The sequence below is a fragment of the Flavobacterium potami genome (genome assembly GCF_020026915.1).
GTDB lineage: Bacteria > Bacteroidota > Bacteroidia > Flavobacteriales > Flavobacteriaceae > Flavobacterium > Flavobacterium potami.
Map to the genome: position 1 here is coordinate 438,771 of NZ_JAINUY010000003.1, position 13,346 is coordinate 452,116.

At 34.7% G+C, this 13,346-nt stretch carries 9 protein-coding genes; 4 read left to right on the forward strand and 5 right to left on the reverse strand.

Annotated features, from left to right (window positions below; all coding sequences use genetic code 11):
* Positions 1-85: 85 nt before the first annotated feature.
* From K6T82_RS11515 to K6T82_RS11530, 4 genes are read right to left on the reverse strand one after another with little or no spacing between them, the layout of a single operon-like run.
* A complete protein-coding gene (locus K6T82_RS11515; RefSeq protein ID WP_223706015.1) occupies positions 86-1,453 on the reverse strand; it encodes a 3-keto-disaccharide hydrolase in 1,368 nt (455 codons plus the stop codon).
* Between the two features lie 12 nt (positions 1,454-1,465).
* A complete protein-coding gene (locus K6T82_RS11520) occupies positions 1,466-2,680 on the reverse strand; it encodes a Gfo/Idh/MocA family protein (RefSeq protein WP_223706016.1) in 1,215 nt (404 codons plus the stop codon).
* Between the two features lie 22 nt (positions 2,681-2,702).
* Positions 2,703-3,713, reverse strand: a complete 1,011-nt coding sequence (locus tag K6T82_RS11525) for an FAD:protein FMN transferase (protein WP_223706017.1) — start codon at positions 3,711-3,713, stop codon at positions 2,703-2,705.
* A gap of 38 nt (positions 3,714-3,751) precedes the next feature.
* Entirely contained in the window at positions 3,752-5,179 is a 1,428-nt protein-coding gene (locus K6T82_RS11530; protein ID WP_223706018.1) for a Gfo/Idh/MocA family protein, read from the reverse strand.
* A 647-nt stretch (positions 5,180-5,826) separates the two neighbouring features.
* Here K6T82_RS11530 and K6T82_RS11535 point away from each other — a divergent pair.
* The 4 genes from K6T82_RS11535 to K6T82_RS11550 all read left to right on the forward strand — a co-directional run bounded on the left by K6T82_RS11535 (position 5,827) and on the right by K6T82_RS11550 (position 12,111).
* Positions 5,827-6,219 (forward strand): hypothetical protein, encoded by a 393-nt coding sequence (locus K6T82_RS11535; RefSeq protein ID WP_223706019.1) that lies wholly within the window; start codon positions 5,827-5,829, stop codon positions 6,217-6,219.
* A 155-nt stretch (positions 6,220-6,374) separates the two neighbouring features.
* Complete coding sequence (locus K6T82_RS11540) at positions 6,375-7,457, forward strand: efflux RND transporter periplasmic adaptor subunit (protein WP_223706020.1); 1,083 nt, start codon at positions 6,375-6,377, stop codon at positions 7,455-7,457.
* 21 nt (positions 7,458-7,478) lie between these two features.
* Positions 7,479-10,685, forward strand: a complete 3,207-nt coding sequence (locus K6T82_RS11545; protein ID WP_223706021.1) for an efflux RND transporter permease subunit — start codon at positions 7,479-7,481, stop codon at positions 10,683-10,685.
* The gene (locus K6T82_RS11550; protein WP_223706022.1) at positions 10,675-12,111 is read left to right on the forward strand and encodes a TolC family protein; all 1,437 of its coding nucleotides are present in this window, start codon (positions 10,675-10,677) and stop codon (positions 12,109-12,111) included. The genes K6T82_RS11545 and K6T82_RS11550 overlap by 11 nt, the downstream gene beginning before the upstream one ends.
* Positions 12,112-12,560: 449 nt before the next feature.
* Here the strand turns inward: K6T82_RS11550 and K6T82_RS11555 are convergent, their stop codons facing one another.
* Positions 12,561-13,067 carry a hypothetical protein gene (locus tag K6T82_RS11555; protein WP_223706023.1) on the reverse strand — a complete coding sequence of 169 codons (507 nt, stop codon included), beginning with the start codon at positions 13,065-13,067 and terminating at the stop codon, positions 12,561-12,563.
* Positions 13,068-13,346 lie beyond the last annotated feature (279 nt).

A 13,346-nucleotide genomic window follows, 5' to 3' on the forward strand; every position in this document is an offset into this window, starting at 1 on the left:
GGTCAACAAAAAGGGACAAAAGATAAAAGTTATCTTTTGCCCCCTATTTATTACGAGAAAATTAATGATACTAAAAAAACTAAATCTACTTTAATTCTTTGATTTTAATACTTCTAAAACTTACTTCGTTTCCATGATCTTGTACTAAAATATGTCCTTTTTGCGCTTCTCCAAAATCTGGCCATACTTTGTATTTACTTTGCGCCACTAAATCACGGAATTCTTTTGAGCCTCTTTCGTATTCTAATACTTTTACACTGTTTAAGTAGTGTTCAACATGATTATTAGGATAAACCACTACTCGGCCTGTATTCCAATTTCCCGGCTTACGGAAAAAGCGCTGTGTTTTTTTGGCTTTGATCAAATCGTATAGAGAACCTAGTGTACGGTTACCATCTCTTCCTAATTTTGCATCAGGATGACGTTCATCATCAAGTAATTGATATTCCAATCCGATTGCAGAGCCATCACTTTTTTCATTCAAGGTCACAAAATATTTTATACCGCTGTTTGCTCCCTCGGTTAATTTAAAATCAAATGACAAATCAAATGCTTCATATTCTTTTTGTGAGACAATATCTCCCCCATTGGTAGATTCATTTCCATTGGATGCCATGACCTGCAAAATACCATCTTTTACTTTCCAACCTTTATCAGGAAAAGTTTTCTTGTGAGCTCCAACCCATCCATTGGTAGTTTTTCCATCAAAAAGTAATTTCCAGCCATTCTTTTCTTCATAAGAAGTCAACTTGTTCGGAACAAGACCGGCAACGTAAATTCCGTTTGGAAAAGGAATTTCTTTTATATTTTTGGTCTGAATCCTGATGTTTTTCCAGTAAATTTTAATACCAGCATCCTGAGCTTTACCAATTGCATGAACTTGTAAGGCAAGAATTCCTTGATTTGCTGATAACGAATCTACCAAAAAAGAAACAGGTTGGTCATCAAGCCATGTTTTTACCGTTTGTCCGATACATTCAATACGGACTTTATGAAAAACATTCGGTGTAAAAAGTATCTGTCCTTTTGGATTATTTGATACCGGATAAAGCCATTCTCTTCTTCCTTCATCATAAATTCCACCACTCCATTTTCTTGAAGTCGGATCTACATCATATTGATAGCCATAAACTTTTCCTTTTCCATCATTTGCTTTTGGATCAAAATTACTTTTGAATTGTACCCCAGAGTTCGAGATACTGTCAGACATCATCGTTTCCAATTCCAAGACAAAATCTCCTGTTATTCGTTTGTCAGCTGCTAGAAAAGAATTTGGCGACTTTTCTACGGTTGTGCCAACTATCATTCCGTTTTCTACACTATAATTAGCCGAACCTGTCAGCTGTTTCCATCCCTTTAGTGTTTTTCCGTCAAATAATGATTCCCAATTACCCGACTGTGCGTTGCAAAAAAGTGCTGTAAATAAAAAAAAGAGTGTTATAATTTGTTTCATTCTGTATGTGGTTTAGATATTAGTAAGATTAAATTCTGGTTTCCATTTCTGAATGGAATCTTCGTATATTGATTTATTCATAAGGTGAACGCAAAAAGCCGTTGTAGCACCAGTAATAACATTTGAGGCAGGAAGAGATCCTTCATTAATAGTTTTATAAAATTCCTGCAGTGCATACCAACTTCCATCTTTTGATTTTTCTTTCAAAATTGGAATTCCGCCGTCGTTGTTCCATTCGATTTTTGTTGCTCCGGTAACGCCGTCCACAACTTCCAATTCTTTTCTAGTCTGTTTTTCAGGAAAGAAAACACCTTCATCAACCAATAACTGAATCGTTCCTTTCGTTCCCTTAATTTTAAACAGATAATCGTCTTTTGCATTGCTGCAGGTAGCTCCAAAATTTCCAATCATACCTTCTTTGCTGTATCGGAGAATAGTCTGAACATTATCAAAAGTCTCTCTTCCGTCTTTGTAATAATCTACTCCACCTGTACCGATTATTTCGTCTGGATGTGTGTTGAAAGCCCAATTAATAAAATCAACCTGATGAGAAAGCAATTCTGCTGGTAATCCACCAGAATATTCTTTGTACATACGCCAGTTTATCTGTCTGTCTGTACAACCTTGAGGAACGGGTCTTCGCCAACTTGCATTACGGTCCCAACGGCAATCAATTTGTGTAACCTTTCCGAGATAATTTTTATCAATCATCTCTTTTACTTTAAAATAAAGCGGCGTATAACGATATTGATGGCCAACCTGCAGCACTTGTTTCGGATGCTGTTTCATTAAATTCACCAAATCAAGTGCCTGATCCGCATTATAGGTCATTGTTTTTTCCAAATAAACATGTTTTCCTGCCTTGATTGCTGCTGCTGCTATTTCGTAATGCAGATACAATGGAACAGCAATAATTACAGCATCAATTTTTTTATCGTCTAAGATTTTACGGTAATCTGTTTCGTAAGTAAGTTTACTGGTTTTGTTCAATGTTTTTGCCTGATCTAGCCTAAACGGTAAAACATCGCAAACGGCTTTAAGAGTAAACTCTTCCGGCATTTCTTTTAAAACAAAACTTAATCCGTTTCCTCTGTCGCCGCATCCGATTACTGCGACAGAAATATTTCTTTTATTTCCATTTAGAACAGCGGCTTCCAAAATCTGCTGATGCAGCAATAAGCCAGTTGTAAATAAGCCCGTCTGGCATATAAAATCTCTGCGTTTCATGTGGTTTAATAAATAATAATAGTTAGTTGTTTTTTAATTTTAAAAATTCACTGCTTGCCTTTTTGGAAATAGTTCCTGAATTACTTTTGTAAATAAAATAAGCGGCTAAGTTTTTTCTTTTTTCTACAAAATCCAGTGCCTTTTCAAGTCCCATAAGCATAAGTGCATTATCATAAGCGTCGGCAGTTATAGCGTCTTCTGCATACACCGTGACACTTATAAGTTCGTTATCCTGAGGATAACCGGTTTTAGGATTAATGATATGAGTAATTTTATGACCATTACTCTCATAAAACTTCCTGTAACTTCCAGATGTTGTGATAGCGCCTTTGTTAAGTTTTATAATTTCATTAAAAGGTTGAGTTTCAAATTCATCTTCTGAAGGCGATTCAATACCTATTTTCATTTTTTCCCCAGAAGGTTTTTTATCTCCTTTTACTCTTATCTCTCCTCCTAGTTCTACAACATAATCGTTGATGTCGTTTTTATCTAATAAATCTGCCAAAATATCGACACTGTAACCTTGCGCTATTCCGTCGAGATCAATTTTTACACAGGGATTTTTCTTCGAAAGATAATTCCCTTTCAATTCTATCAAATCATTCCCCACACATTTCTGTGCTGAATGTATTATAGAATCATTTGGAACATTTTTATTCTTTGTCTTTCCAAATCCCCATGCTTCTACCAAAGGATAAACGGTTATATCAAAAAGGCCGTTTGTATCTTTATTGATGATCAATGACTTTTTGACAACCGTTAATAAATGATCATCCAGAATAGTCCCCTTTTCCGAATTGTTAAACTGATTTATTTTTGAATAGCTTTTATATAAGGACAGTGAACTGTCGAGCTGCATTAATTTTTGATCAATCATTCCCTTAGTGACAACACTATCTTTTCCATAATACACAATATTGTAAGTTGTTCCTTGCGCCTTACCGGTAATGGTAAATCGGTTCCACTCAGCAGGACGATATGAAGTCAGGCTGATTAGAAAAACAATTAATATCCATGACTTATTTAATAGCATATTGATCACTAATTCTCTATTCTCGAATTCCTAAAAATTTACACTTTATAAAATTCTTCCCATTCCTTACGTGGTGGTGGTCCAACAAGCAATTCATTTGCATTTTTACTGCTGGTAATAATTTTATTTTTTCTATCAAAAACAATTTTTTCTCCTGTCCATTGTGCTAAAACTCCCAGACAGAAAACCTGACTTAAAGGTCCTCCAATCTCAAAAGGAGAACGTGTTTTTTCTTCTCCTTTACAAGCTTTTAAAAAATTAGCAAAATGATTGGATGTACTTTCCGGCACAAAAGGCAAACGAGAAGCCATTTCTTTTGCTTTTTCTTCAGGAATAATCGACAAGGTACTGCCATGCGATCCTCCTTTAAAAGTTAAATCTTTACTATAAATAATTTTACCTGGATTTAATTTAGCCGGTATAATTGCACCATTACTAGGTGGCGGAATATTAGGATCTAATCCCTGTTCTCCATAACCTGCGGGTATTGGCGGAAGATTATCAACACCATCGTACCATTTTATTTCAACCGGCGGTTTGTTGTCTCTTTTTGGAAACTTAAATGAAAGCGTAGTTGACATCGGAAAGAAAAAGTCATTATGTCCATCTAATTTAATAGGCTCTACTTCATAAGGCAGACCAAGATCTAAAAACTGATGCGCTGTATCTAGAATATGCGCTCCCCAATCGCCTAACGCTCCCATTCCAAAATCGAACCAGCAACGCCATTGTCCGTTTACAAATTCCTTATTAAACTGATGTCCGTAGGTTTGCATTTGCCAAATATGCCAATCGAGTGTACTTGGTATTGGTTCGGCTGGAGGGAATGAAGTAATTTTAGGATCCCATCCGTGCCAGCGTCGAGGTGAATTCATGTGTGCAGTAATGGCAGTTACATCTTTTATAATTCCCGCCTCTGTCCAAGCTTTAAACTGAAAATAATTGGCTTCTGAATGTCCCTGATTTCCCATTTGAGTCACTACTTTTGGATGCTTTTTTGCCGCTTTCATCATCAGCTCTACTTCATTAAAAGTACGTGCCATTGGCTTTTCTACATAGACATGTTTGCCAAGATTTATCGCCATCATTGTAATAGGGAAATGCGAAAAGTCTGGAGTACCTATACAAACTGCTTCGATCTGATTTCCCATTTTATCAAACATTTGTCTGAAATCTTTAAATCGAGGCACATTTGGAAACTGCTTCAATATTTCTAAAGTCTGAGGCGCTTCCATATCCACATCACAAAGTGCTACGATATTGGCCAATCCTGTATTGTAAAGATCACGAATTATATCTGCTCCGCGATTACCAATTCCTACACAGGCAAGATTTACTTTGTCTGCAGTACCTCCAGGGATTTTTAGTTCATTTGAAAATAAGAAACCAGGTACAGCAGTTGCGGCTGCGGTTGCTAATAAAGTATTCGTTAAAAATTTTCTTCTCGAATAATGATGGTCTGACATATATATAGTTTTTTAGATAGTTCGTAAAACAAGGTGGGTAACAAATAATCGACACTTCAGCTTTGGCCGAAATAATATAGATTAAGAAACACACGGGAAAATGATCATGAAAAGAATTTCATCAAGAACTTTTCTTTAAGATTGTAAGAAAGTTCATTTCTCAAAGAACATTATTATTATCCAATTTAAATTTACAAATCGTCTCATTTTTTAAACCTCATGTCTCATTTTCCGCTTAAACAGCCAAAACTTTTTGAAATCTAAACTTAACTCCGACTAAAATGTACAATTACCTTTGAATAAAAATCATAAAACTTATGCTACAAAATCATTTAAAAATAAGACAATTTATGCAAATCATTTAATTGTTCTGAAATAGATCTCTTATAAGTCACAAAAATCAATTTAGTTGTTATATAAAAGAATTTCAAATATGAATGTAAAAATAATCTCTCCTTTTTTGATTCGCATTTTCATTTATACAGATATAATCACGATACATTTTATTATGTATTACTTTTTTTATTCCAAAAAAACAATAAGATTCTAAATTACTGAGATGCTTTATTAGCAAAACCGTATTTTCTTTAATTAATAAAATAACAGCTTTGTTTTTATGACATCGATTGTTTAAATTTGTGACTCTTATGAAAAATTGGTGCACAAAACTTTTCCTTTCAATTGTCATCCTGTTAAATGGATATGGCAATGTTTATGCACATGCTACAACTTCAAAGGTTACTGATTTTTCTTCTTCTTTAATTTTCAAAACCAATTTCAACACTGAACATCAAATAAATAGAGGTCGGACGTTTGAATCTTTTAAAAGAAAAATATGTCTTTTTGATAATGAAGAAAACGAAGAGAACTTTTCTTCTGTTCAAAAACAAATTGTCAAAAGCAATTATTTTTTAATTTTTCACTGCAATAATCAAACTGCAGTTTCTACTACTGCTTTTACCAAAAAGGTAAATGACTGCAAAATTTTCAGTTTACTTGATAATAAAGTATATCTGTTATTTCAGGTTTTCAGAATTTGATTTTTATAATTCAGCTATTCTTTAATGGCTATTTTTTTACTGTTTTTATCCTCTGCATTCTTTAGAAAATAGACGGATATAAATTTCTATGGGCTTTTCCCAAAGGCCTTTTATTAAAAATCAAAAATAAATTACGTTTTAATGCTGAAATAATTATGAAGAGAATTTTCATGATCATGACTTTGTGCGCCTTAGTTTTTGCGGGCTGCAACTCTAAAAAAGAAGAAGAAAAAGAGGAAAAAACCAAATTTGTGGTTACAACTCCAATTGAAAAAGATACTACTATTACAAAAGACTACGTATCGCAGATACATTCTATACAACATATCGAAATAAGAGCGCAAGAGCGCGGTTACCTTGAAAAAATTTATGTAGATGAAGGACAAATGGTTAAAAAAGGCCAATTGTTATTTAAAATCATGCCTGCTCTTTATGAGGCAGAATTAAAAAAATCTAAAGCAGAAGTTAGTTTCAGCTCAATAGAATATCAAAACGCCAAAAAACTAGCCGATGAAAAAGTGGTTTCTCCAAACGAACTGGCAATGGCTAAAGCTAAATTAGAAAAAGCAAATGCAGAAATGGCTCTTAGCAAAGTGCATCTTCAATTTACTGAAATCAGAGCCCCTTTTGATGGTATTATAGATAAATTTCATGTTCGTCAAGGAAGTTTAGTTGACGAAGGAGAATTGCTTACAGAATTAGCAGACAATAGCTCAATGTGGGTATATTATAATGTTCCAGAGTCTGAATATTTAGATTATCAAGAAAAGACTGGAAAAAGCGGTAAAATGAAAGTTAATCTTTTGATGGCTAACAATAAAAAATTCCAATATCCGGGAGTTGTAGAAACCATTGAAGCTGATTTTGATAACGAAACTGGAAATATTCCGTTTAGAGCTACTTTCCCTAATCCGAAAAGATTATTGAGACACGGAGAAACAGGAAGCATTCAGATGCCGATAGAACTTAAAAATGCCATGCTGATTCCGCAGAAAGCTACGTTTGAAGTTTTAGATAAAAAATATGTATATGTAATTGATCAAAACAATGCTGTAAAATCTAGAGAGGTTGTAATTGCTGCAGAAATGCCGCATTTATTTGTAATAAAAGAAGGATTGTCTATTAATGACAAAATCCTTTTAGAGGGGCTTCGTCTTGTAAAAGAAAATGACAAAATAAGCTACGAAGTAGTAAAACCCCAATCGGTTCTGTCCAATTTAGAACTGTATGCAGAATAACCGAATCTAAAAAAAGAAGTAATGTTTAATAAATTTATACATAGACCCGTTTTTGCAATTATAATCTCGATTATAATTGTATTTATAGGTACGCTGTCGATCAAACAGCTTCCTATATCGCAGTTTCCACAAATTGCGCCCACAACTGTAAATATCTTTATTGCTTATCCAGGAGCAAGTGCCGATGTATTGGTAAAATCAACCTTAATTACATTAGAAAACTCGCTTAACGGTACACAAGGTGTTCGTTATATGGCAACAGATGCCACGAGTGCTGGAGAAGCAACACTTAGAATCATATTTGAACCGGGAACCGATCCTAATGAAGCTGTAATTAGAGTGAAAACTAGAGTCGATCAGGTAATGCCATTATTACCTGAACTGGTTCAGCGTGAAGGGGTTGTTATTACTCCTATTCAGCCAAGTATGTTGATGTATGTGAATCTTTATTCGAAAAGCAAAAGCATGGATGAGAAATTTCTCTACAACTATGCCGATGTAAAAATGATTCCAGAAATCAGCCGTGTTAAAGGTGTTGCGAGAACTCAGATTTTAGGAAGCCGTAAATATGCGATGCGTGTATGGCTGAATCCTGACCGAATGAGAGCTTACAAAATTTCTGTTGAAGAAGTGATGGAAGCTTTGCAAGAACAAAGTATTATTGGTCGTCCGGGACGATTAGGACAAAGTTCTGGTATCGCTGCACAATCGTTAGAATATGTACTAACATACAAAGGACGATACAACGAACCTAAAGAATATGAGAATGTAATTGTACGTGCCAATTCTGAAGGGGAAAGCATTCGCTTAAAAGACATTGCAAAAGTAGAACTAGGAAGTGAATTCTTTGATATTTATTCGAATCTAGATGGTCATCCATCTGCCGCAATTGTATTAAAACAAAACTACGGAAGTAACGCCAGCGACGTAATCAATGACGTGAAAGCGAAACTAGAAGAAATGAAAGCAAGTTTTCCTCCGGAAATGGATTATAAAATTAGTTATGACGTTTCGCAATTCTTAGATGCTTCTATCGATCAGGTGGTTCATACTTTAAGAGATGCCTTTATTTTAGTTGCCTTAGTGGTATTTATATTTTTAGGAGACTGGCGTTCGACTTTAATTCCAATTATTGCCGTTCCCGTTTCTTTGGTTGGAGCTTTCTTTGTGATCCAGATGTTTGGAATGTCAATCAACTTGGTAACGCTGTTTTCATTAGTATTAGCCATCGGAATTGTGGTCGATAACGCGATTGTCGTCGTCGAGGCCGTCCATGCCAAGTTTGAAGAATTTCCGCATATTACGCCTTATCAGGCTGTGAAATTGGTATTGGGCGAAATTGGAGGCGCTATTATCGCCATTACAGCCGTTATGGTGTCTGTATTTATTCCTGTTTCGTTTATGTCGGGTCCGGTTGGAACATTCTACAGACAGTTCTCGGTTACCATGTCAAGTTCGATTATCATTTCGGCAATCGTGGCTTTAACCCTTACTCCTGTTCTTTGTGCGATTCTTTTGAAAAACAATCACGGAAAACAGAAAAAAGGAAATATCCTTACTAAATCTCTTGACGCTTTCAATAGATGGTTTGAAAGACTTACAGGTCGTTATGTTGTGGTTCTAAAAACAATTGTAAGTCGAAGAGTTTTAACTTTCGGAATTCTGATTGCTTTCTGCGCTTTTATTTTTATCGAAAATCAAGTACTACCATCAGGGTTTATTCCGAGTGAAGATCAAGGAACTATTTACGGAATTATTCAGACGCCACCTGGTGCGACTTTAGAAAGAACCAATCAAGTAGCACAAAAACTTCAAAAAATCTGTGAAAAGGTTGAAGGTGTTGAATCGGTTTCTTCTTTGGCAGGTTACGAAATCATGACGGAAGGTCGTGGTTCTAATGCAGGAACGTGTTTGATTAACCTAAAATCATGGTCGGACAGGAAACATTCTGTTACGGAAATCATGGAAGAATTAGAAAAGAAATCTAAAGATCTGGGTGCTGTTGTAGAGTTCTTTGAACCGCCTGCAATTCCAGGATTTGGTTCATCTGGAGGTTTTTCTATGCGTTTATTAGATAAAACAACTAGCACGAATTATCAAGAATTTGATAAAATCAACAAGCAGTTTATGGCTGAATTGGGCAAACGTAAAGAGCTTTCTGGTTTGTTTACTTTCTTCGCTGCCAATTATCCGCAGTATGAATTGGAGATAAACAATGATTTAGCGATGCAGAAAGGCGTTTCTATTGGTAAAGCAATGGAAAACCTCAACATTCTAATTGGAAGTACGTACGAACAAGGATTCATCAAATTTGGACGTTTCTTTAAAGTGTATGTACAATCTGATCCAAAATTTAGAAGACTTCCATCAGATGTATTGAATCTCTTTGTAAAAAATGATCACGGAGAAATGGTGCCTTACTCTGCATTTATGACGCTTAAAAAGACACAAGGCCCTAATGAAATCACGCGTTACAATATGTACAATTCTGCTGCAATTCAGGGTCAGCCTGCAAAAGGATACACGACTGCAGATGCCATTAAAGCAGTGCAAGAAACAGCGCTTAAAACATTGCCTAAAGGATATGATATTGCTTGGGAAGGTCTTTCTTACGATGAAGCTGGACGAGGTAACGAATCGCTTTATATTTTCTTAGTGGTATTGGCTTTCGTTTACTTTGTATTGGCTGCACAATATGAGAGTTTTATTATTCCGTTTTCTGTGATTTTGTCTATTCCGGTTGGAATTTTAGGTTCGTTTGTCATTCTTCAAATGATGGGCTTGCAAAACGATATTTACGCCCAAATCGGGTTGATTATGCTTGTTGGACTTCTCGGTAAGAATGCCGTACTGATAGTTGAATTTGCCGTCCTCAAACACCAGCAGGGCGCGACCATTCTCGAAGCGGCCATTGAAGGTGCTAAAGTTCGTTTTAGACCGATCTTGATGACATCGTTTGCCTTTATTGCTGGTTTGATTCCGTTAATTTTCGCTTCTGGAGCGGGTGCAATTGGAAACAGAACTATTGGAGGATCTGCGCTTGGCGGAATGCTTTTCGGAACCATTTTCGGAGTAATTATAGTTCCTGGACTATACTACATTTTTGGTTCATTGGCTCAAGGCCGAAAACTAATTAAAGGAGAAGAAGAAAGTTCATTATCTGATGATTTTATGCATCATGTACATGATTTTTCAACAAACAATCAAACGGAGGAAAATGAAGAATAACAGAAATATAAAATACGCAGGTCTTGCCTGCGTATTACTCACCATAGCGGGTTGTAAAACGACAACTATTGTAGAAAAAACAGAAAACAAAACCGTACCAGAAAACTATGCAGATAGTGGTTTAGATACTCTAAATACTGGAAAAGTAAAATGGAGAACTTATTTCACCGATGAAAATTTAGAAAACCTGATTGATATCGCATTAAAAAACAATCAGGAACTAAACATCACACTTCAAGAAATTGAAATTGCCAGAAGTGAAGTAAAAGCACGAAAAGGAGAATACTTGCCTTTTGTAGGTTTTGCTGCTGGTGCTGATGTTACTAAATCAGGAAGATACACAAGTACAGGTTCAGGAGAAGCTACAACAGAGATTATGCCGGGCAAAGAAACTCCTGATCCGCTTCCAAATTTTCGTTTTGCGCTGACTTCAAGCTGGGAAATAGACATTTGGAACAAATTGCATAATGCTAAAAAAGCTACTTTAAACCGTTATCTAGGTTCTATTGAAGGAAGGAATTTTGTAGTTACTAATTTGATTGCAGAAATTGCTGATTCGTATTACGAACTTTTAGCATTGGATAATCAGTTAGAAATTATCCAACAAAATATTGATATTCAGACGAATGCTTTAAAAGTAGTTAAAATACAGAAAGAAGCAGCAAGAGTAAACGAACTGGCTGTACGCCGATTTGAAGCTCAGATATTAAGTACGCAAAGTCTTCAGTTTGATATTCAGCAGCAGATTACGGAAACAGAGAATAAAATCAATTTTATTTTAGGACGTTTTCCTCAAAAGATTGCTAGAAACAGCAGTACTTTCGGCAGTTTAGTTCCTGCAGATATTCATGCAGGAGTGCCGTCTCAGCTTTTAGAAAATCGTCCAGATATCAAAAAAGCAGAAATGGAATTGTTAGCTGCAAAACTAGATATTAAAGCCGCTAAAGCTAAATTTTATCCTTCGCTGGGAATTTCAGCCGGAATCGGATATGAGGCTTTTAATATGAAGTATCTATTGACTTCTCCAGAGTCTTTATTGTATTCTTTAGCAGGTGATTTAGTTGCTCCTTTGATTAACAGAAATGCCATAAAAGCAGAATATTTGACTGCTGGAGCTAAACAAGTTCAAGCTGTTTACAATTATGAGAGAACTCTAGTAAATGCTTATGTTGAAGTTGCTAACCAATTGTCTAAAATTCAGAATACAGCAAAAAGTTATGATTTAAAGTCAAAACAAGTTGATGCCTTAAACGAATCTATTCAGATCTCAAACAACTTGTTTAGTTCTGCCAGAGCAGATTATATGGAAGTTTTACTGACTCAGAAAGATGCTTTAGAATCTAAATTCGAACTTATTGAAACCAAAAAACAGCAGATGAACGCCTTTGTAAATGTTTACAGAGCTTTAGGAGGCGGCTGGAATTAGTAGTTTTCATTTTTATTTTTTGAAAAGGAGATTGGCTGAAAGGCTGGTCTCCTTTTTTAATATAGCGAACTATCTTTTGTATAAAAAAATGTTTTCCATAATCATCTATAATCTGAATACAACCTTTTGCCACTATCATAATGAATCCTTTCTTTATTAAATGAGTGGTATTCAGGTCCTCGTAAAATTGTTATTTTTAAGATCAATACTATTGCAGTAATGATTAGAAGTGAAACTCCAAAAAAAGCGGTTAAATTGCTTTTTTTATTATTCGATCTTCTAATGAGAAAGATTATGAAAGCAAGCACAAAACTTGATAATCCAAAAATTAGATAATATAAATCACCTAATCCGTGTCCAAATGTTATACTGCCATCTAAGGATTTAAAAATTATCACCAAAATAAAAATGTTATACAGTACCAAAGTTATTTTAAACGTTTTTTTCATTTAATAAATAATTAAAACAGGGAGATTATAACGTTTAAACTGGCTAAAAATATTTATAAATTCTTTGTCATTTACAGGCTTTGTCCAACCTGATTCTCTATTTTGCAAACCTATTGAATTTGTATCCAGCACTATTTCACTTTCGAATATTAATTTATTTTCTGAGTAAACATATATTTTACTTTCTATTGTTGACACGTCTGAACCTGTACATTTCAATTCAGAATTAAACAAATCAAATATTACTTGTTTGTCTTCACATTTTAGTACTTTCCATTTTGGAATGTCAATATTTAAGTTATTCAATTCTTCATTTTCTAAAACTAAATAAATATTATATTGTCCCGTTTTATCCGTTTTTATGTAATCTTTTAATTTAAAAACCGAGCCCTTTTTTAAGTTAAAAGAACCAAAGGTTTCATAACTTTTTAATTGAATTACAAATGGTTTATAAAAACAATATAAAACCAACACTATAATCAAGGTTGTAAATATCCTCTTAATCATCTTTTTTATCTCCGATTTTTAAACAATAGAAAGTTATCCGTTAGCGCAGATTTGCAATCTGTGTCCGTAAAGTTGAATAAATGCACCCGTTGAAGATTTTAAGGTAAGTACAACAAGACAACATCTTTCATTCGTTTCCGACTCCTTTAAAGGCACAAGCGAGACGCTCGCGCTAGCGGGGGAAAAGTTCTAATTTTTAAATAGATTTCTATATATTAAACAATCTTTTTTTAAATAAATTACTCTAGCAGAATCAAAATTTGTATAACAATATTTATC